Here is an 18949-nt window from a genome sequence, read left to right as displayed (position 1 = left end):
ATCGCCTACAACCTGCTCAAGACCACCGCCGGCAGCAACGTGGCCATCGGCCCCTTCCTGCTGGGTCCCAATGCACCCGTCAATATCCTGACGTCCAGTTCATCGGTACGCCGCATCATCAACATGACGGCGCTCACTGTGATCAACGCCAATCGCCCGGCCTGATCTCACGCAGGAACCTCTTTTTGCCGCCCACCCCGGGCGGTTTTTTTTTGCCCGGCCCGCCAGAAAACAAGCTGGCGGGCTTTTTTTTCCACATCAATCTTTGATCACCCACTGGCCGGCAGGACCTTCGCGCAAGCGGGGTCCCGCGCGCGCCGCCGCGCCTGGAGCGGGCGCTTCACGGGCCTTTTTGACGCCCTGGCAAGCGGGTTTCCGGACGTCCACATCCGCTCTTTTTTTGATCAAAAAGCCGGCTTTCAGAGGCATCATGGCAAAGTCCGACCTGTGGATAACTACTAGGGCGGCAGCTTGTGCACATTATGTGTACCCAAGTTGAACAAGCACCGGTTTTGGCATGAGCCCCAAAACTTGTTCAACTTGGACTACTTTTCCAAACAGAGTTCTTGCACAGCCAAAAACCGCTGCAAACCGTTGAGAAAATTACGGTTTTCAAGGTTAATGGAGTTATCCACAGGCTCTATTAATCATTAGTCTTTATATAAAGAGCTTTAAAGGAAAACCTTAAACATGTCTTCCCACCACCACCGCCCCGCGAGGTCTGCAACATGCGCATTCTCTTGATCGAAGACGAAGCCGACCTGGCCCACTGGCTGTCGCGCAGTCTTGCCCGTCATGCCGGTTTCGTCGTGGACTGGGCAGACAACGGACTGCTTGCCGAACGCCGGCTCGCCCTGGAAGAGTTCGACGCGGTCATTCTGGATCTCGGGCTGCCAGGCATGGATGGGCACACTTTGCTCACCACCATGCGAGCCCGCGATGACAGAACCCCGGTTCTGGTCCTGACGGCACGGGATTCCCTGGCCGAAAGAGTCGGCACGTTGCACGAAGGCGCAGATGACTTTCTGCCAAAACCCTTCGTGCTCGAAGAGCTCGAAGCACGGTTGACAGCACTGATCCGGCGCAGCCGTGGTCGTGAACATCCCCGTTTGTCTCTGGGAAACCTTGTGCTGGACACATCGGCGCAGAAATTCACGGTGTCCGGACAACCCTTGCAGTTATCCCCAAAGGAGTACGCCGTGTTGCGCGTTCTGATCCAACGCAGCGGGGAGCCCATCAACAAGCAACAGATCCTCGATCGCATCCAGACCGACGACAGCGATGCCAACCTCGAAACCATCGAAGTCCTGGTGCACCGCCTGCGGAAAAAATTGACCCACACCGGCGTACAGATCGTCACCATGCGTGGGATGGGCTACAGTCTGGAGATCGCTGTTGACAACTCGTGATGCGCCAGCGGCGCGCACTTTGCGCGCCACGTTGCTGCTCTGGCTGATTCCGGCACAGGTCCTCATCCTGGTCGGTGCGCTCTGGCTATCCAACCACCAGCTGCGCGAACAGGTCGATCTGGCCTACGATCGGGCGCTCGCCGGAGCCCTCCGATCCATCGACCACAACATATCCACAGCAAGCGGTGGATTAAGTCTGGAGTTGCCGTACCTGATGCTGGAATTTTTCGAGCTGACGGCCAATGGCGATGTGTTCTACCGGGTCGCGACCGAGGACGGGCTGGCTGAAATCGGCAATCCCAGCCTGCCGATGCCGCCTGGGCCGCTGGTTTCCGGCAAGCCCGAGTTTTTTTACGCCGATTACTACGGCCAGCCGCTACGGGTAGCCGCGCTGGCCCGACCGATGGACCCGCCGCTTTATGCCGATGAGGGCGGGCGGGTCATCATCCAGGTCGCCGAAGGCCTGGAAACCCGCCAGGAGTTCCTAAATCGGGCGCTGCTGCGTTCCGTGGAGCGGGACGTCGCCGTGGTACTGATCAGCATTTTGGTGGTCATCTGGAGCGTTCTGATGGCTTTGAGGCCCCTTGAGCGTCTCAGGGACGAGGTCGCCCGCCGTTCTGCAGACGATTTAAGCCCCGTGAGGGCTTCGGACGTCCCGGGTGAGGTCCTGCCCCTGCTGGAGGCGATTAATCTCCACACGGGCCGTTTTGAGGCTCAGGCGAGGCTTCAGCGGCAGTTCCTGGACGACGCTTCGCATCAATTGCGCACGCCGCTGTCGGTTTTGCGTACCCAATCGGCCTACGCGCTGCGCGAAACCGATCCCAAGGAGATCCATGCCGCCCTGGTGGCCATGAAAGAAGGCCTGGATCGTGCGGTGCGCACCACCAACCAGATGCTGACCCTGGCGCGCGCCAAGGACGCCCCCTGGGCCGAAGGCGGTCTGGCCCTCGAAAACGTGGATCTGGCCGAACTGGCCGATAGCGTGGGGCGTTCGCTGTTGCCTGCGATCCGGCGCAAGCGCATCGATTTCGGCCTGGAACGCCCCTCCCGGCCGGTCTGCATCCCGGCGGCGGAAGGGCTGCTGCGCGAAGCGCTGTCCAACCTGCTCGACAATGCTTTGCGCTATTGCCCGGACAACGGCGAAGTCACGGTCTACATCGGGCGCGATGAGAGCAACGCCTGGATCACGGTCGAAGACAACGGGCCGGGCATGTCGGCCGAGGACATTGCCCATGCCAGCGTGCGCTTTCGGCGCGGTGCGGCCGGCAAGAACAAACCCGGCGCGGGGCTGGGCCTGGCCATCGTCGGAGCCATTGTCGGGATACATGGCGGCGTGTTGCGGCTGGAGAACCGCGAACCGGGGCCTGGTCTGCGGGCTTCGCTGGTGTTTTCCCTAGGTTTTCCCGGAAATGCTGCTGTGCAGCACAAAAACATCCGGAATTGAAAGGTAGCGGAAAGGAAGGGTTTTGTACGGTAACCGCCTGACGTCGGGGGCAGCTCAGCCGCCGGGCCTCAATTCAAAAACAATCGGAGACCGTATCCCATGCAGATCCTGAAGAAATTCCGTCTGGGCGCCGTACTGGCGCTGGGTGTTGCCGGGCTGGGCAGCAGCCTGAGCGCGCAGGCTGCCAGCGAGCCGCGCCGTCCTGAGTGCATTGCGCCGGCACAGCCCGGCGGCGGCTTTGACCTCACCTGCCGCCTGGCCACCGAAAGCCTCAAGCAAAGCGAGGCGCTCAAAACCGCCATGCGCATCATCTACATGCCGGGCGGCATTGGTGCGGTGGCCTACAACAATATCGTGGCCCAGCATCCCAACGAGCCGGGCACCATCGTGGCCTTCTCGGGCGGCTCGCTGCTCAACCTGGCGCAGGGCAAGTTCGGCAAATACAACGTCAATGATGTGCGCTGGCTGGCTGGCATCGGTGCCGACTACGGCGTGGCGGTGGTGCGCAACGATTCGCCCTACCAGGACCTCAAGAGCCTGATGGACGCCTTCAAGGAAGACCCGACCAAAATCGTGCTGGGTGCCGGCGGTACGGTGGGCAGCCAGGATTGGATGAAGGCCGCCCTGACTGCCAAGGCGGCCGGCGTGGATTTCCGCAAAATGCGCTTTGTGGCCTTCGAAGGCGGCGGTGAGGCCGTGACGGCGCTGCGCGGCGGCCACATCCAGGCTTACATGGGCGATGCGGCCGAAGCCTTCACCATGCTCGAAGGCGGTGCGCCGATCCGCGTGCTGGCGGTCTTCAATGACGAGCGTCTGCCGGGCAAGCTGTCCGACGTGCCGACCGCCAAGGAGCAGGGCTATGACATCGTGTGGCCCATCATCCGTGGCTTCTACATGGGCCCCAAGGTCTCGGACGCCGATTACCAGTTCTGGGTCGACGCCTTCAACAAAGCCATGGCTGCCCCCGAGTACGCCAAGCTGCGCGAGCAGTTCGGTCTGTTCCCGTTCTCCAAGACCGGCAAGGAACTGGATGACTATGTGAAGGAACAGGTCAAGGGCTACACCGAGCTGGCCGACAGTTTCGGTCTGATCAAAAAGTAATTCCATTGCCGCCGGCACGGTCGCCATCCAGGCCGCCGTGCACGGCCGGCTGCTGCCGCGATGCGGTGGCCCGCTTTCCCTTTTGCTTGGAACCCGGATCATGAATGATCGTCTGTTGGGCATTCTTGCCCTGGTTCTGGCCGCCTTCATCACATGGGCGGGCTGGGACCTGGAAGCGCCTTTTGCTTACGAGCCGGTAGGGCCGCGCGCCTTCCCGATGTTGATCGCGCTCATCATCGGCCTTTGCGGCCTGCGCCTGGCCATCAAGGGGGGGCATCAGGTCGAAGCCAATCCGCCGGGCGCCAACGGGCGCATCGCGTTGATGGTGCTGTTCGCGGCGGCCTACGCCTTCCTGTTCCAGTGGCTGGGCTTCATCATCGCCACAGTGCTGATGACGATGGCTGTCGGCCGCCTGTTCGGCGGCTCCTGGACCAAAATGCTGATCGGTGGCGTCGTGATGGGGCTGCTGTTTTTCCTGCTGTTCGACAAGGCGCTGGACGTGGTCTTGCCCACCGGTCTTCTGGGAGAGTTGATATGAGCGGAGTTCTGGATCATCTGGCGCTGGGTTTCGGCGTCGCGTTCTCGCTCACCAACGTGCTGGTGGCTGCCATCGGATCGTTCATCGGCACCATGGTCGGGGTGTTGCCCGGGCTGGGGCCGATCAATGGCGTGGCCATGCTGATTCCGATTGCCTTTGCGATGAATCTGCCGCCGGAGACGGCGTTGATTCTGCTGGCGGCAGTGTATGTGGGGGCCGAATACGGCGGGCGCATCACCTCGATTCTGCTGAACGTGCCGGGTGAGGCGAGCGCCATCATGACGACGCTCGACGGCTATCCGCTGGCGCGCCAGGGCATGGCGAACGTCGCGTTGTCTCTGTCGGCCTGGTCAGCCTTTTTCGGCGCCATGGTGTCGGTCACGGGCATCATTCTTCTGGCGCCGATGCTGGCGCGCTGGGCCTTGGCATTCGGCCCCGCCGAGTACTTCGTGCTGATGGTTTTCGCCTTCTGCTGCCTGACCAGTCTGCTGGGCAAGCAACCCATCAAAGGCGTGCTTGCGGCGATGATAGGCTTGGGCATTTCGACCATTGGCGTGGACTCCAATTCCGGTGTCTACCGTTTCACGTTCGAGTCGGTTCACCTGTCGGATGGCATTGATTTCGTGGTGGTCGTGATTGCGTTGTTTGCGGTCGCGGAGCTGCTGGAAATGCTTGAGAAAGTGGCTGGCGGACACAGCATCGAGGTCAAGCCCAGCGGCCGCAAGCTGTTCAACCTGAAAGAGCTGGCCTTCACCTGGTGGAGCGTGGTGCGCAGTTCGCTGGTGGGATTCGGTGTCGGCGTGCTGCCGGGCGCCGGCGCCAGCGTCGCTGCCGCCGTTGCCTATTCGCAAGAAAAGCGCATCATCGAAGGCAAGGATCCTGATGCCAAATTCGGCAAGGGCGATATGCGCGGCCTGGTGGCGCCCGAGTCGGCCGCGACCGCGTCAGCCATCGGCTCCTTCGTCCCGATGCTGACCCTGGGGGTGCCGGGATCGGGCACCACGGCCGTGATGATGGGCGCGCTTACGCTCTACAACATCACGCCGGGTCCGGTGCTGTTCGACACCAAGCCCGAGCTGGTGTGGGGCCTGATCGCCTCGCTCTTCATTGCCAACGTGCTGCTGTTCGTCATGAACGTGCCGATGGTGCGCGTCTTCTCCAAAGTGCTGTCCATGCCGGCCTGGCTGATGGTGCCGGGCATTCTGTGCATCAGCTATATCGGCGTGTATGCGATCAACTCGGGCACCTTCGATCTGATGGCGGTGGTCATCATCGGCACCATCGGCTACTTCCTGCGCAAGTTCGGCGTGCCGATGGCGCCACTGGTGCTCGGGGTCGTGCTGGGCGACATGATGGAGCAGAACCTGCGTCGCGCGCTGTCGATCACCAACGGCGATGTCAGCGTGCTGTTCCAGAGCGGCGTGTCGATCGGCCTGTGGATCGCTGCGCTGGCGGTGGTGGTGGTGCCGCAATCACTGCGTTACCTGCGCCGCAAGCGCAGCGAGGCATAGAACGCCAAGGCGTGTTTGGCCTGCCTGAAAAGGCGCAATGAAAACAGGCTTCCCGGAATGTTCCGGGAAGCCTGTTTTTTTCTACCCCATTGAAAAGGCATCAAACGGAAAACCGGTAAGGGGTCAGCAGCGATTTCGATTGCCGGTTCTGAGCAGCCTGGCGATCTGCGCGGCAACGCTTTTTACGGCAGGCTTGGCGGCTTCATTCTTGGGGTAGGTTGCCACCACCAGATGGCGCTGAATCTGCGGCTCGATGATGCGGCACATGCGCAGCTCATTCGATTGAGGCGTGCCTGTCAGGGCGCCTTCGGACAGGATTGCATAGCCCAGCCCTTGCCTGACGAAACGCAGTTGCGCTTCGAGGTTGTCGACTTCGTGTTGCACCCTTAGCGTCACACCCAAGCGGCGGGCGGTCTGGTCCAGGATCTGGCGGATCGCGTGCTGTGGACTGCCGAGAATCAACGGTACCTCCTGCAGCGATCGGAAGCGGACTTCGTTTCGGGTGGGGCCGCTGTCGGCCGGGCCGACCAGTTGCAGCGGCTCGGCCCGGATAAGTGTCTGCGTGATGCCGCGACGCCTGGGCATAGCCGTGCACACCGCGATATCGATGTCGCCCTGCAGCAACCATTCCTGCAAATGACCGCTGAAGCTCTCGACCACGCGCACCTTCATTTTTTTTCGGGCTCCTGCGGCCAGTTTGACCGACAGTCTGCCTGCCACGGTGGGGACAATGCCGACCACCACTTCGCCCTGATACATGGAATCGATGGCCGAAGCCTCCACCAGCGCCGTCTGTAGCTGAGCCACCAGCGGATTGATCCGTTCATACAGCGTGCGTGCGGCCGGCGTGGGCTCGACGCCGCGACCATGGCGATGAAAGAGGGTTGCGCCGACGGCCTGTTCGAGCTGTCTGATTCGTGTCGACAGACTGGGTTGGGAGAGATCCTGGATCAATGCTGCGTGGGAAAAAGAACTGCTTTCCACAGCGCTGAGAAAACAGGAAAGGTGCTTGAGATCGACATTTTTAAGCACTTTGTACACACCTTTTCATAACGCTAAGCCATAGGATTATCCAATAGCTGTTATAGAACCAGCAACTGGCTGGAGAGCTTCGGCTTCCTATCATTTCACTTACCCGATCAGGGTGAAAAACGTGAAATGACGAGGAAATAATGGCGATCAAAAAAATGACTGGCCGCGTCGCGGCCGAGGGGCTGCGCGATCACCCTGGCCAGATCGATGCCGGCCTGATGGAACGTCTGCGGCGGCTTGATGATCTCTCCAGCCTGGTGTCGGATGTACTCGATGAGTTCGGCCTGGAGGGCACCGTTTCGGCCTCGGTACTGAAGGGAACCTTGGACGCCACTGTCGTGGGTACGGCCGTGACCCTGCGCAATGTTCCGCAGAGTGTGAATGCCCATGTCAACGTCAGCCAGCGAGACTGGAAAATGGCCGAGATCGAAGGTATCAACCAGGCCGAGCCTGGTCAGGTTTTGGTGATTCAGGGCTTGGCGGGGGTGTCGAACATGGGTGGGCTGATGGCCAGTATTGCCAAACATCAGGGGCTGGCGGCCGCCGTGGTGGATGGCGGGGTGCGCGATATCGGGCATTCGCGCAGCATTGCCTTTCCGGTCTGGTCGCGCGATGTGACCCCCCTGACGGGAAAATGGCGTTGTACGACCGTTGAGGTCAACGGGGCGATCCAGATACAGGATTGCCAGGTCGAGGCAGGAGACCTGGTGGTGGCCGATGAGACAGGTATCTGCTTCGTGCCGCGTGCCTGGGTGGAAAGAGTGGTCATGCGTTGTGAAGAGATTGCAGCGTATGAGGATCGGATCGCACGGCTCACCGAATGCAGCACCACTACGATGCAGGATTTTCTGGATGCGCTTTACAGCAAGGCCTGAGCGGGACACATCATGGCGAGGAGAGCACAAATGAAAAACCATCACCGCATCAGACGGCGTGTCTTGCTGGTATTGGGCTGCATGGCGGCATGGCCGGGCGCAGGCGCGTTCGCCGAATCGTCGCCGCCTGCGTGGCCCAGTAGGCCGATCACGATCATCGTGGCCAATCCGCCAGGGTCGGCCACCGATACCCTGGCCCGCATCGCGGCCGAAGGCTTGAGCGCCGCCCTCAAGCAACCGGTGATCATCGATAACAAGCCGGGTGCGCAGGGCATCATCGGTGTGCAGGCGTTCAAATCAAGACAGGGGGATGACCACACCCTGATAGTCAGCTTCAGCGGCCTGAATTCATCGAATCCCTGGCTTTTCAAAGAGCAGAAGTATCACTATCGCGATGACTTCACGCACATCGTTCCACTGGTGCGGGCTCCATCGCTGCTGCTGGTCAATGCCGATGCCGCCTGGCATAGCCTGGCGCAATTGCTGCAGGCGGCCCGCAAGGATCCTGCCAGGCTTGCCTATGCCTACGGACAGGCCACCAGCCAGGTAATGGGGGGAGCTTTCAATCATGCCGGCGGGTTTCCGGAGTTGCGTGGCATTCCCTATCGGGGGCAACCGCAGGCGTTGACGGATCTGATGGGCGGACGCGTCGACTTCATGTTCGCCGATCTGTCAGTGTCGCAGCCGTTTGTGGCAGCCGGAAAGCTGCGTGCATTGGGCATATCGACACAGGCGCGTTCGAGCCTGATGCCACAGGTGCCGACGCTGCAGGAGCAGGGCCTGGTGGACTATGACCTGGCAGCCTGGGTGGGCCTGTCGGGGCCGCGTGGCATGTCGCCGGCGCAGGTCGAGCGTGTCAATCGAGTGGTGTCGCAGTATTTCGCTTCGGCGCCGGTGCGTCAGCGGATAGCGCAATTGGGCTTTACGCCGCTGGAGGCAAGCCCGCAGGAGTTCGGGCGTTTCGTGGAACGCGAGTACGAGCAATGGGGCCGCGCGATTGAGGCGGCCGGTATCGATCCGCTCTAGGCAGTGCTTGAAGGCAGCGGGCTGGACGCGCTTAAGGCGCGTCCAGCCCAGGCCTCAGACCTTGGCCAGGCGTTCGATGGCGGCGTCCAGGGTGGCGTCTTTCTTGGCGAAGCAGAAGCGCACGATGTGATGGTTGGAAGCGTCAGCCTGCGGGTCGCGATAGAAGGCCGAGACCGGGATGACGGTCACTCCGTGCTCGACTGTCAGGCGCTGGGCGAAGTCGCCCTCGTTCTCCTTCGAGATCTCGCTGTAGTCGGCCAGCATGAAGAACGTTCCCGGGCTGGGCAAGGCGCGAAAACGCGTGTTGGCCAGCCCTTGCGCGAGGTGATCACGCTTGGCCTGGTAAAAGGCTGGCAACTCCAGGTAGGGCTTGGGGTCGAGCATGTATTCGGCCAGCGCAAACTGCATTGGCGAAGACACGGTGAACACCATGAACTGGTGGACCTTGCGCAGTTCGGCGCTCAGTTGACGCGGCGCGCAGCAGTAGCCGATCTTCCAGCCGGTGGCATGGTAAGTCTTGCCGAAAGACGAAATCACGAACGCATGCTCGGCCAATAGCGCACGGCTGGCGATGCTGGTGTGCGGCTTGCCATCGAACACGATGTGTTCATAAACCTCGTCAGCCAGCAACAGCACGCCGGTGTCGCGCACAATGGCTTCCAGCGCATCCAGATCGCTGTCATCGAGGATCGCGCCGGTCGGATTGTGCGGGAAATTGAGCATCAGCAGGCGCGTGCGCGACGTGATGGCGTCACGCACACGCTGCCAATCGACGCGGTAGTGCGGATCGTCCAGCGTGGGTGCGCGCATCGGGACGGGGACCGCCGTGGCGCCGGCCAGGCGGATGGCCGGCAGATAGGAGTCATAGCAGGGCTCGATGACAACGACTTCATCACCGCTTCCTACGGCTGCCAGCACCGTTGCCATCAGGGCTTCGGTGGCGCCGCTGGTGACGGTGACTTCGGTTTCCGGGTCATAGCGGTGGCCGTAAAGCGTGGCGACCTTGTCGGCGATGGCTGTGCGCAGAGGCGCGACGCCAGGCATATAGGGGTATTGATTGTGGCCGGCGGCCATGGCCTCGCTCACAAGGCGGCAGAGCCTGGGGTCGGGATCGAAGTCAGGGAAGCCCTGGCCCAGATTGATGGCTTTGTGTTCGATGGCCAGGCGGCTCATCACGGTAAATATGGTGGTGCCGACGTCGGGCAGCTTGGAACGGATCATTGGGGCGCAGAAAGAGGGAAGGGCGGTAAATTAATCGACTGGACGTAAGTATCCCAAAACTTTCTGATATTGGCGGGCATGAGCTCATGCCTGAACGACATGTGGCTGCGTTTGGTGGGCGGTGCCTCGATTGCCCTGGCGGGGGTGGGGCTGGCGGTGTTTCTGCATCTTCCTTTGCCCTGGATGCTGGGAGCCTTGCTGGCGACGGCCGCAACCCGCGTTGCGGGCCTCAACACCTTTTGCCCGCGCCCGTTTCGCAATGCCGGGCAGTGGGTGGTGGGAATGTCGCTGGGGCTGTACTTCACGCCTCAGGTTGCGCGTCACATTGCGGACAATCTCGGGCCGATCGTCGCCGGTATGTTGTTTGCCCTGCTGGCGGCCTTCATGGGCACGGCCATGCTGCGGCGCTATGGTGGCGCCGATTTCAAGACGGCGTGGTTCGCCTCGGCCATTGGCGGGGCCAGCGAAATGGCCAGCCTGGCCGAACGGTATGGCGGGCGCATCGATCGCGTTGCCACGGCTCACAGCGTCCGGGTGCTGCTGGTGGTGGTCGTGGTGCCCTTCATTTTCCAATGGTGGGGAGTGGCCGGCGAAGATCTCGTCACGCCGGGGCCGAAAGTGGTGCAGGGGCCTGGGCTGCTGGCCCTGGTTGCGGTCACGGTCGCCGCCGGGGCGCTGTTTCAGCGCTACCGGCTGCCAAACGCCTGGGTGCTTGGGCCAATGGCCGTGGCGATGGGCCTGACCCTGTCGGGCCTGGAATGGTCCGCACTGCCCGAGGCTGCGCCCAAGCTGGGACAATTTTTCATCGGCTGGTCGCTAGGCGACCGTTATCGGCCGGATTTCTTCCGCTCCGCACCCCGGTTCATCGCCGTGGTGGCCCTTTATACGGCGCTGACGCTTGTCTTGGCCTTCGGGTTGGGGGCAGTGCTGTCCTGCTGGTCGCAAGCGCCTGTACCCACGCTGATTCTCGGTACGACACCAGGCGGCATTGCGGAGATGGCGATCACCGCGAAAGTGCTGCAACTGGGCGTACCGGTCGTGACGGCATTCCATGTGATGCGCATGGTGTTCGTGGTGCTGGTGACGGGGCCGCTTTATACCCTGCTGCAACGCCGGTATGGCCCTTGAATCGAGGTTGCACTTGTGAGACAAGTGAGAAAAAAGCTACATAGGGGTAAACAATAATAGGTCGGCCTACAGACGCCTGGGTATGCTGGTCCTGCAGTTGATTCAAGCAGTGCGCAAGCCCGCTCCCCTGCCACCGGCAGCGAGTGACAAGCTGGCAGGCGAACAGCGGCCGATGTCGGGCGCAAAGTTGATGTCAGCGTCCTTGATTCATTTGCAATTTTCTTTATTTCCAGGACGCTATAAAAATGTCTCAGAAGGGCAAAGTTAAGTGGTTCAACGCTGACAAGGGTTACGGCTTCATTACGCCGGACGTTGGCGGTGTTGATGTGTTCGCGCACTTCTCGGCGATTCAAGGCCGCGGCTATCGCAGCCTGAATGAAGGCCAGGAAGTCGAGTTCGAGGTCAAGGATGGTCCGAAAGGGCCTCAAGCGGCCGAAATTCGCCCGCTCTAAGTCGGGAATCCCGCTTCCCGCTCACCGGGCCCAGTGCCCGGTATAACGCCCCAGTACGAAAGTACCGGGGCGTTTTTATTGGGTCCGCGGGCAAGCATGACGTGAGTAAACACTAACTCACGCAGATCAGGAAGGGATCGGCCCGGACGGGCAGCGGTGCTGCCTGGTTCCGGGCTTTTTCACGCCAGCCAAGGCTGCCGCGTGCCTCTGGATAACTTTGTGGATAAAAATCCAGCCGCTCCATTTTTTAGGGGCGACAGGACGGGTGTGAGGTCATACGAAGGCGGAGTTTTGCACATTTCTGAGCAGCTGATTTCCACATTGTTTTACCCAGGCGGCCTGCCTCTCGTTTGCTCGGGAAAACTCTTTCCTTTCTGTCGTTCTTCCTGAAAAAAACCCGTGTTATCACGGTATTAGCCAAAGTCGGGGAAAAATCACCAGATTGCGCAACTGCATCTGATGGCCGGTTTGTGGTTGGAAGAGGGTGAGTTTTCCACTGCCGTGGAAGGTTCGTTTTGCACAAAGATATCCCCAGCATCAAAAAATCGTCTTGCGCATACTCGTGCCTGTTTATATCTTCCGCCTGTGGATAGCTTTGGGGATGACTGTAGTGTTCACCGACAACAGGCCGCCGGGGTGGTGGAAAAGTCATGCGATGGCGAACATCAAGTTATCGACAGACTTATCCCCGGGTGAGAAAGAAAGGACTCGGGCTGGATTGAAGGGCGCGGTAGGGACAACATTGTGGATAAGATCTCATACAGAAACAGCCCAGTTTCTGAAGTGAACGCTGCCGGGTTTGTTTGAGCCAAGCTCTCACAAGGTTGTGAATATTGATCTGGAACTTCGTCCGGGATCTCTGGTCCAACCAAACCGACCGCGTCCTTTCTTTTTGCGACGCGTGTTCCGGCATTCTCAAAATCTGGATCTTCTTTCAGGATAGGGCTAGGGTTAGCTCTGAAAACCAGTTGTTCCACGTGGAACACTACGTCGGAAATGCGGCGATGTTTCACGTGGAACAATTTGGCAGATAACTTCTGCAGTCTGTTCCACGTGGAACATCACGGTGAATGTTCCACGTGAAACCCTCCTGAGTATCCATCCAGTAGTCGGGAAATAGCCTCGATTTGGGCGTTTTCTGCCTCGCTTTTCTCCCCGCTTACGATGTTTCACGTGAAACATCAGAGGGGCAGCCTCTATAATGGCCTCGAACGGCTTTTTCTTTTCCCCTCCCTTCCCACACCATGGATTACCCCCGCGAATTTGACGTCATCGTCGTCGGTGGCGGGCACGCCGGTACTGAGGCTGCCCTGGCTGCTGCTCGTTCCGGCGCGCAAACCCTTCTGCTGACCCACAACATCGAGACGCTAGGTCAGATGTCCTGCAATCCCTCCATCGGAGGCATCGGCAAAGGTCATCTCGTCAAAGAGGTGGATGCCTTGGGCGGTGCGATGGCGATCGCAACCGATGAGGCCGGTATCCAGTTCCGCATCCTCAACGGTTCAAAAGGGCCCGCTGTCAGAGCGACGAGAGCCCAGGCTGATCGGGTGCTGTACCGGAAGGCCATCCGGACTCGCCTGGAAAATCAGCCCAATCTGTGGCTGTTTCAACAGGCAGTCGAAGACCTGATTGTGGAGGGCGAGAGGGTCGTGGGTGCAGTAACCCAGATCGGGTTGCGCTTTCGTGCACGTGCCGTTGTTCTGACTGCCGGGACCTTCCTGAACGGACTGATTCATGTGGGGCTCCAGAATTATTCCGGTGGCCGCGCAGGTGATCCTCCCGCCAACTCTTTGGGCCAGCGGCTCAAGGAGCTGCAATTGCCTCAAGGGCGTCTGAAGACCGGTACGCCTCCCCGTATCGACGGTCGCAGCATCAACTATGCGGTGCTGGAAGAGCAACCCGGAGATCTGGATCCTATCCCGGTGTTTTCCTTCATGGGGAACATTGCGATGCATCCGCAGCAGCTGCCGTGCTGGATTACACATACCAACGAGCGGACCCACGACATCATTCGTGGCGGGCTGGATCGCTCCCCCATGTACCAGGGCATTATCGAAGGGGTCGGGCCGCGCTATTGCCCGTCTATCGAAGATAAGGTGCAGCGTTTTGCCGATAAGGATTCACACCAGATCTACCTGGAGCCGGAAGGGCTGGATACCCATGAGGTGTATCCCAATGGGGTCTCGACCAGCCTGCCTTTCGACGTCCAGCTGAACCTGATCCACTCCCTGCCAGGCCTGGAACAGGCGCATATCGTTCGTCCCGGCTATGCCATCGAGTACGACTACTTTGATCCACGTGGATTGAAGGGCAGCCTGGAGACCAAGGTCATTCAGGGCCTGTTTTTCGCCGGTCAGATCAACGGGACAACGGGCTACGAGGAGGCTGCGGCCCAGGGTCTGCTGGCCGGGATCAATGCGGCGCGCCACGCCACGGGGCAGGAGGTCTGGGTGCCGCGTCGGGATGAGGCTTATCTGGGTGTGCTGGTCGACGATCTGATCACGCGTGGCGTGACCGAGCCTTATCGGATGTTCACTTCCCGGGCGGAGTACCGCCTGAGCCTGCGCGAAGACAATGCCGACTTGCGGTTGACCGAGATCGGGCGCCGTCTTGGGCTGGTCGATGATGCCCGGTGGGAGGCATTCAATCGCAAGCGCGACGCCGTGGCGGCTGAAGTGCAGCGCCTGCAGTCGACCTGGGTCAACCCGCGAATGCTGCCGGATGCTGAGGCGCAGGCTTTGCTGGGACAGGCCATCACCCGGGAATACTCCCTGGCCGATCTGCTCAAACGCCCCAATATCCGCTATGAGGCGCTGATGCAGGCCCACAATGGGGCAGGAGAGCGGCTTGCCGGCCCCGGGTTGGTCGACGATGCCGTGCTGGCCGAACAGGTCGAGATTCAGATCAAGTACGAGGGGTATATCGCCCGTCAGCGTGACGAGGTGCAGAAGCACGCCACGCATGAGCAGCAGCCGATACCGACCGATATCGACTATGACGCGGTGACCAGCCTGTCGTTTGAGGTCCGGCAAAAGCTGAAAGCCCATCGTCCCGAGACTGTCGGGCAGGCAGCCCGTATCTCCGGGATTACGCCAGCAGCGATTTCGCTGCTGTTGATTCACCTTAAGCGCCTGCATTACGGCTCGCGCAAGAACGCAGCATGAGTGCCATCGAATTCGAGCTCGCCGCTCCCCAGCGGCTGGAACAGGCATGCCAGGCCCTGGGCCTGGAGGCCGGTCCGGATCAGCAGGAAAAGCTGTTGCGCTACCTCGCGCAGATGCAACGCTGGAACCGGACCTACAACCTGACGGCCATCCGCGATCCGGAGCAGATGCTGGTGCAGCATCTGTTCGATAGTCTGTCCGTCGTGAAACCTATCGCCGACGCCCTGGCTGGACGTCCCGCCAAAGTCTATGACGTTGGCTCGGGAGGAGGGTTGCCGGGAGTCGTACTGGCCATCATGCAGCCCGACTGGGACGTCAGTTGCGTCGATGCCGTTGAAAAGAAAACGGCATTTGTGCAGCAAATGGCCGGGGTTCTTATGTTGCCCAACCTGCATGCCATGCATGCACGCATAGAACGGGTGGCGCCCGCCGAGTGTGACATCGTGATCTCGCGCGCCTTCGCTTCGCTGCCGGACTTCGCCAACTGGGCCGGCCGGCACGTGCGTGCGGACGGCGCCCTGGTGGCGATGAAAGGCAAAGTCCCGCAAGAAGAAATCGAAGCATTGCAAACCCAGGGAGCCTGGCAGGTCGATCGCGTAGAGCCGCTGACCGTGCCCGACCTCGATGCCGAACGCTGCCTCATCTGGATGCGCCGCAGTCAAGGAACGCTATGAATACTATTCCGCCCACCAATTCCGCCCGTGTGTTTTGCATCGCCAACCAGAAGGGAGGCGTTGGCAAGACCACCACGGCCATCAATCTGGCGGCGGGCCTGGCCACCCATCAGCAGCGTGTGCTGTTGGTGGATCTGGATCCCCAGGGTAATGCGACGATGGGCAGCGGCATCGACAAGAACGCCCTGGAATCGAATCTGTATCAGGTCCTCATCGGCGAGGCCAGTATCGAGGATGCCCGTGTCCGCTCGGAGTCCGGGGGCTATGACGTGCTGCCGGCCAACCGCGAACTTTCCGGTGCCGAGATCGATCTGGTGCAGATGCAGGAGCGCGAGCGCCAGCTCAAGCTGGCCATCCAGAAGGTGTCTGACCAATATGATTTCGTTCTGATCGATTGCCCGCCGACCCTGTCTCTGCTTACCCTGAATGGACTGGCTGCCGCGCACGGTGTCATCATCCCGATGCAGTGCGAGTACTTTGCCCTTGAAGGGCTGTCCGATCTGGTCAACACGATCAAACGTGTCCACCGGAATATCAACAGCGATTTGCGCGTGATCGGGCTGCTGCGAGTGATGTTCGATACCCGGATGACGCTGCAGCAGCAGGTGTCTGCGCAATTGGAAGCGCACTTCGGAGACAAGGTCTTCAAGACGGTTGTCCCCCGTAATGTGCGCCTGGCGGAGGCTCCCAGCTACGGAATGCCCGGGGTTGTCTACGATCGCGCCTCGCGCGGGGCCAAGGCTTATATCGCTTTCGGCGCCGAAATGATCGAGCGCGTGAAAGAGATGCAGGCCTGATTTATCCCCAATGTTATCCACAGGTTTGCCGGTACGTTTGCATGCCATGCGGCGCACCGGAAAACCGTAAGGTTCGACCGCACCGCAAGGTGCTGAAGAAAGAGGACTCATAAAATGGCTACCAAGAAACCCAAGGGCCTGGGCCGTGGGCTGGATGCCTTGCTCGGTGCGGACGCGCCGGCACTCGATAACCTGGATAAGGCGGCTGCGCCGGAAAGCGCGCCCAATGCCTTGCCGTTGGCCAAGCTGCGCGCGGGCAAGTATCAGCCGCGCACCCGCATGGACGAAGGCGCCCTGAACGAGCTGGCCGAGTCCATCCGTACCCAGGGGGTGATGCAGCCCATCCTGGTGCGTGCGCTGGCAGGCGAGAGTCAGGGCTTCTATGAAATCATCGCCGGTGAGCGCCGCTACCGCGCCGCACAGCTGGCCGGCCTGAAGGAAGTGCCGGTGCTGGTGCGTCAGGTGGCCGACGAGAACGCGGCCATCATGGCCCTGATCGAGAACATCCAGCGCGAGGACCTGAATCCCCTCGAAGAAGCGCAAGGGGTGCGCCGCTTGCTGGACGAGTTCGGCCTGACCCATGAACAGGCCGCCCAGGCCATAGGCCGTTCACGCTCGGCGACCAGCAACCTGCTGCGCCTGCTGAATCTGGCTGCTGCCGTGCAGACCATGCTGCTGGCAGGCGACATCGATATGGGACATGCTCGTGCCTTGCTGGCCGTGGATGCGGCCACGCAGATTCAGCTTGCCAATCTCATCATCGCGCGCCGCCTGTCGGTGCGCGAAGCCGAGAAACTGGTGGCCAAGGCCGCCAAGGGGATGGATACCTCGCCCAAGCGTCGCGGTGCGACCGCGTCGCGCGATGTCACCCGTCTCGAAGATGCTCTGTCCGACCACTTGGGCACCCGCGTCGTGCTCAAGGTCGGCGCGCGAGAGAAAGGCCAGCTGATCATCGATTTCCATGGCTGGGAGCATCTGAATGCGCTGTTGGAAAAACAAGGCCTGGCCGGAGTGATCGATGCCTGAGCGTCCGCTGCCGCGTATTGTCCTGCTGGCGACCGGGGGCACCATCGCCGGCGCCCAGGAACAGGCGGCCAGCCTGTCCTACCGGGCAGCGAGCCTGGGCGCTCAGGAGCTGTTGCAGGCGGTGCCGCAGCTGCAGGCACTGGCACAGGTCGATGCCGAGCAGTTGGTCAGCGTGGGCAGCCAGAACATGACCTACGAGGTCTGGCATGCCCTGGCGGCCCGTATCGGTGATCTGCAGGCCGATCCGGCTGTCGATGGGGTGGTGATCACCCATGGCACGGATACCCTTGAAGAAACCGCTTATTTCCTCAGTCTGGTGTTGCCCTTCGGCAAGCCCGTGGTGCTGGTCGGAGCGATGCGCCCGGCGACTGCCCTGAGCGCCGATGGGCCGCGTAATCTGTATAACGCCGTTGCGCTGGCAGCGCATCCGGACAGCCACGGGCGGGGGCCATTGGTCACGCTCAACGATGAAATCCACTACGCACGCGATGTCCAGAAAATGGCCAGCATCGGTGTTGCGGCCTTTGGCTCGCCGAATGCCGGCAGGGCAGGGCGGGTACGCGGCGCCGAAGTGGTGTTTCACGGCGAACGGGGTATTCCCAGTGCTGCCGCCGCCCAGATCTTTCCCTGGCCCTTGCCGCCGGCTCGCCGTTGGCCGCGTGTCGAAATCCTCTATAGCTGCGTGGATCAAGATGCCAGGCTGGTTGACTTCATGGCAAGTTATGCACAGGGCATCGTGCTGGCTGGCGTGGGCGATGGCAATACTACCGACGCCGCCTTGCAGGCACTGGCGGGCGCTGCAGCGCGTGGCGTGGCGGTGGTGCGCAGCACGCGCTGCGGCAGCGGCGCGGTCGGCCAGGATGTCGAAGTCGATGATGCCGCCCACGGTTTTGTTGCAGCAGGCGAACTCAATCCACAGAAAGCGCGCGTCCTGTTGACACTGGCCCTGATGGCCGGGAAAAACATCGAGCAGATAAAACGACTATTCAATAAATATTGAAATAACGAGATGGCAGGAAGAAAATAATTTTCCATCGTCCTGTTTGACACCGAAGATAAATGTGTTCATAATCTCGTTTCTCTCAGGAGGGGTGCCCGAGTGGTTAAAGGGGGCAGACTGTAAATCTGTTGGCCTTGCGCCTACGTTGGTTCGAATCCAACCCTCTCCACCAGAGATCCATTTCAAATCCAGGCATGCCTGGATTTGCCTCGAAGGCGGGCAAACCGCCTCGAAGTTGCGAAGCGCTCGCGAAATGGTAGTTGAAGCAAGGTGAAAGGGTAGCCGCGGGTGTAGCTCAATGGTAGAGCAGAAGCCTTCCAAGCTTACGACGAGGGTTCGATTCCCTTCACCCGCTCCAATATGCCCATGTGGCTCAGTGGTAGAGCACTCCCTTGGTAAGGGAGAGGTCACGCGTTCGATCCGCGTCATGGGCACCACAATTCTCTAATCTTTTCTTCAGTCAGAAGCTTCAATCCAGGTCAGGAGTCAGCCATGGCAAAAGGCAAGTTTGAACGTACCAAGCCGCACGTGAACGTGGGTACGATTGGTCA

General features: G+C 60.7%; 17 protein-coding genes and 3 tRNA genes. 18 read left to right on the top strand and 2 right to left on the bottom strand.

Translation table 11 applies throughout. The features are described 5' to 3' along the window. The 6 genes from A7V84_RS20825 to A7V84_RS15815 all read left to right on the top strand — a co-directional run. The coding region (locus A7V84_RS20825) for a phosphate acyltransferase (protein ID WP_156507278.1) at nucleotides 1-165 on the top strand (165 nt) is incomplete at its 5' end. A 563-nt stretch (nucleotides 166-728) separates the two neighbouring features. Continuing rightward, nucleotides 729-1409: a response regulator gene (locus tag A7V84_RS15835; protein ID WP_033534617.1), complete on the top strand. Its 681-nt coding sequence runs from the start codon at nucleotides 729-731 to the stop codon at nucleotides 1407-1409. Continuing rightward, a complete protein-coding gene (locus A7V84_RS15830) occupies nucleotides 1396-2853 on the top strand; it encodes a sensor histidine kinase (protein ID WP_025518456.1) in 1458 nt (485 codons plus the stop codon). The genes A7V84_RS15835 and A7V84_RS15830 overlap by 14 nt, the downstream gene beginning before the upstream one ends. Before the next feature lie 99 nt (nucleotides 2854-2952). After that, nucleotides 2953-3954, top strand: coding sequence for a Bug family tripartite tricarboxylate transporter substrate binding protein (locus A7V84_RS15825; RefSeq protein ID WP_025518458.1), 1002 nt, complete (start codon nucleotides 2953-2955; stop codon nucleotides 3952-3954). Nucleotides 3955-4054: 100 nt separating this feature from the next. Beyond that, the gene (locus A7V84_RS15820; RefSeq protein WP_025518459.1) at nucleotides 4055-4492 is read left to right on the top strand and encodes a tripartite tricarboxylate transporter TctB family protein; all 438 of its coding nucleotides are present in this window, start codon (nucleotides 4055-4057) and stop codon (nucleotides 4490-4492) included. Beyond that, nucleotides 4489-6003: a tripartite tricarboxylate transporter permease gene (locus A7V84_RS15815; RefSeq protein WP_025518461.1), complete on the top strand. Its 1515-nt coding sequence runs from the start codon at nucleotides 4489-4491 to the stop codon at nucleotides 6001-6003. The genes A7V84_RS15820 and A7V84_RS15815 overlap by 4 nt, the downstream gene beginning before the upstream one ends. A 123-nt stretch (nucleotides 6004-6126) precedes the next feature. On the opposite strand, the gene A7V84_RS15810 is transcribed toward A7V84_RS15815, so the two are convergent. Further along, entirely contained in the window at nucleotides 6127-7044 is a 918-nt protein-coding gene (locus tag A7V84_RS15810; protein ID WP_082832946.1) for a LysR family transcriptional regulator, read from the bottom strand. Between the two features lie 131 nt (nucleotides 7045-7175). Here A7V84_RS15810 and A7V84_RS15805 point away from each other — a divergent pair, with 131 nt between their 5' ends. Together A7V84_RS15805 and A7V84_RS15800 are read left to right on the top strand one after the other, a co-directional pair. After that, nucleotides 7176-7910 (top strand): RraA family protein, encoded by a 735-nt coding sequence (locus A7V84_RS15805; RefSeq protein ID WP_025518464.1) that lies wholly within the window; start codon nucleotides 7176-7178, stop codon nucleotides 7908-7910. A 30-nt stretch (nucleotides 7911-7940) separates the two neighbouring features. Beyond that, entirely contained in the window at nucleotides 7941-8936 is a 996-nt protein-coding gene (locus A7V84_RS15800) for a Bug family tripartite tricarboxylate transporter substrate binding protein (RefSeq protein ID WP_025518465.1), read from the top strand. Nucleotides 8937-8990: 54 nt separating this feature from the next. Here A7V84_RS15800 and A7V84_RS15795 read toward each other — a convergent pair whose 3' ends face one another. After that, nucleotides 8991-10157, bottom strand: a complete 1167-nt coding sequence (locus tag A7V84_RS15795; protein ID WP_033534614.1) for a pyridoxal phosphate-dependent aminotransferase — start codon at nucleotides 10155-10157, stop codon at nucleotides 8991-8993. Between the two features lie 78 nt (nucleotides 10158-10235). Between A7V84_RS15795 and A7V84_RS15790 the strand changes: the two genes are divergently transcribed. From A7V84_RS15790 to A7V84_RS15740, 10 genes are all read left to right on the top strand, one after another. Further along, nucleotides 10236-11285: an AbrB family transcriptional regulator gene (locus A7V84_RS15790; protein ID WP_063491690.1), complete on the top strand. Its 1050-nt coding sequence runs from the start codon at nucleotides 10236-10238 to the stop codon at nucleotides 11283-11285. 245 nt (nucleotides 11286-11530) lie between these two features. Beyond that, nucleotides 11531-11737 (top strand): cold-shock protein, encoded by a 207-nt coding sequence (locus A7V84_RS15785; protein WP_025518468.1) that lies wholly within the window; start codon nucleotides 11531-11533, stop codon nucleotides 11735-11737. Between the two features lie 1244 nt (nucleotides 11738-12981). Next, the gene (gene mnmG / locus A7V84_RS15775; RefSeq protein ID WP_025518471.1) at nucleotides 12982-14901 is read left to right on the top strand and encodes a tRNA uridine-5-carboxymethylaminomethyl(34) synthesis enzyme MnmG; all 1920 of its coding nucleotides are present in this window, start codon (nucleotides 12982-12984) and stop codon (nucleotides 14899-14901) included. Continuing rightward, nucleotides 14898-15575: a 16S rRNA (guanine(527)-N(7))-methyltransferase RsmG gene (rsmG, locus tag A7V84_RS15770; RefSeq protein ID WP_025518473.1), complete on the top strand. Its 678-nt coding sequence runs from the start codon at nucleotides 14898-14900 to the stop codon at nucleotides 15573-15575. Before mnmG ends, rsmG begins: the two co-directional genes overlap by 4 nt. After that, a complete protein-coding gene (locus A7V84_RS15765) occupies nucleotides 15572-16372 on the top strand; it encodes a ParA family protein (RefSeq protein ID WP_025518474.1) in 801 nt (266 codons plus the stop codon). The genes rsmG and A7V84_RS15765 overlap by 4 nt, the downstream gene beginning before the upstream one ends. 114 nt (nucleotides 16373-16486) lie before the next feature. Further along, nucleotides 16487-17398 (top strand): ParB/RepB/Spo0J family partition protein, encoded by a 912-nt coding sequence (locus tag A7V84_RS15760; RefSeq protein WP_025518476.1) that lies wholly within the window; start codon nucleotides 16487-16489, stop codon nucleotides 17396-17398. Beyond that, entirely contained in the window at nucleotides 17391-18398 is a 1008-nt protein-coding gene (locus A7V84_RS15755; protein ID WP_025518477.1) for an asparaginase, read from the top strand. Before A7V84_RS15760 ends, A7V84_RS15755 begins: the two co-directional genes overlap by 8 nt. Before the next feature lie 85 nt (nucleotides 18399-18483). Then, nucleotides 18484-18570 (top strand) — tRNA-Tyr (locus A7V84_RS15750). 112 nt (nucleotides 18571-18682) lie between these two features. Next, nucleotides 18683-18756: transfer RNA gene (locus A7V84_RS15745), tRNA-Gly, on the top strand. Between the two features lie 4 nt (nucleotides 18757-18760). Further along, nucleotides 18761-18835 (top strand) — tRNA-Thr (locus tag A7V84_RS15740). The last annotated feature ends 114 nt before the right edge of the window (nucleotides 18836-18949 follow it).

This window comes from Bordetella trematum (assembly GCF_900078335.1).
Taxonomy (GTDB): Bacteria; Pseudomonadota; Gammaproteobacteria; order Burkholderiales; family Burkholderiaceae_B; genus Bordetella; species Bordetella trematum.
Note: the sequence above shows the minus strand (reverse complement) of the source record. Positions and strands in the feature narration are given on the sequence as shown.

What these genes read in the sequence shown, in the direction of transcription:
- A7V84_RS15790 (WP_063491690.1), top strand. Translation starts at nt 10,236, where the DNA reads ATGAGCTCATGCCTGAACGACATGTGGCTGCGTTTGGTGGGCGGTGCC.
- A7V84_RS15820 (WP_025518459.1), top strand. Translation starts at nt 4,055, where the DNA reads ATGAATGATCGTCTGTTGGGCATTCTTGCCCTGGTTCTGGCCGCCTTC.
- A7V84_RS15805 (WP_025518464.1), top strand. Translation starts at nt 7,176, where the DNA reads ATGGCGATCAAAAAAATGACTGGCCGCGTCGCGGCCGAGGGGCTGCGC.
- rsmG (WP_025518473.1), top strand. Translation starts at nt 14,898, where the DNA reads ATGAGTGCCATCGAATTCGAGCTCGCCGCTCCCCAGCGGCTGGAACAG.
- A7V84_RS15795 (WP_033534614.1), bottom strand. Translation starts at nt 10,157, where the DNA reads ATGATCCGTTCCAAGCTGCCCGACGTCGGCACCACCATATTTACCGTG.
- A7V84_RS15800 (WP_025518465.1), top strand. Translation starts at nt 7,941, where the DNA reads ATGAAAAACCATCACCGCATCAGACGGCGTGTCTTGCTGGTATTGGGC.
- mnmG (WP_025518471.1), top strand. Translation starts at nt 12,982, where the DNA reads ATGGATTACCCCCGCGAATTTGACGTCATCGTCGTCGGTGGCGGGCAC.
- A7V84_RS15825 (WP_025518458.1), top strand. Translation starts at nt 2,953, where the DNA reads ATGCAGATCCTGAAGAAATTCCGTCTGGGCGCCGTACTGGCGCTGGGT.
- A7V84_RS15835 (WP_033534617.1), top strand. Translation starts at nt 729, where the DNA reads ATGCGCATTCTCTTGATCGAAGACGAAGCCGACCTGGCCCACTGGCTG.
- A7V84_RS15760 (WP_025518476.1), top strand. Translation starts at nt 16,487, where the DNA reads ATGGCTACCAAGAAACCCAAGGGCCTGGGCCGTGGGCTGGATGCCTTG.
- A7V84_RS15785 (WP_025518468.1), top strand. Translation starts at nt 11,531, where the DNA reads ATGTCTCAGAAGGGCAAAGTTAAGTGGTTCAACGCTGACAAGGGTTAC.
- A7V84_RS15755 (WP_025518477.1), top strand. Translation starts at nt 17,391, where the DNA reads ATGCCTGAGCGTCCGCTGCCGCGTATTGTCCTGCTGGCGACCGGGGGC.
- A7V84_RS15765 (WP_025518474.1), top strand. Translation starts at nt 15,572, where the DNA reads ATGAATACTATTCCGCCCACCAATTCCGCCCGTGTGTTTTGCATCGCC.
- A7V84_RS15815 (WP_025518461.1), top strand. Translation starts at nt 4,489, where the DNA reads ATGAGCGGAGTTCTGGATCATCTGGCGCTGGGTTTCGGCGTCGCGTTC.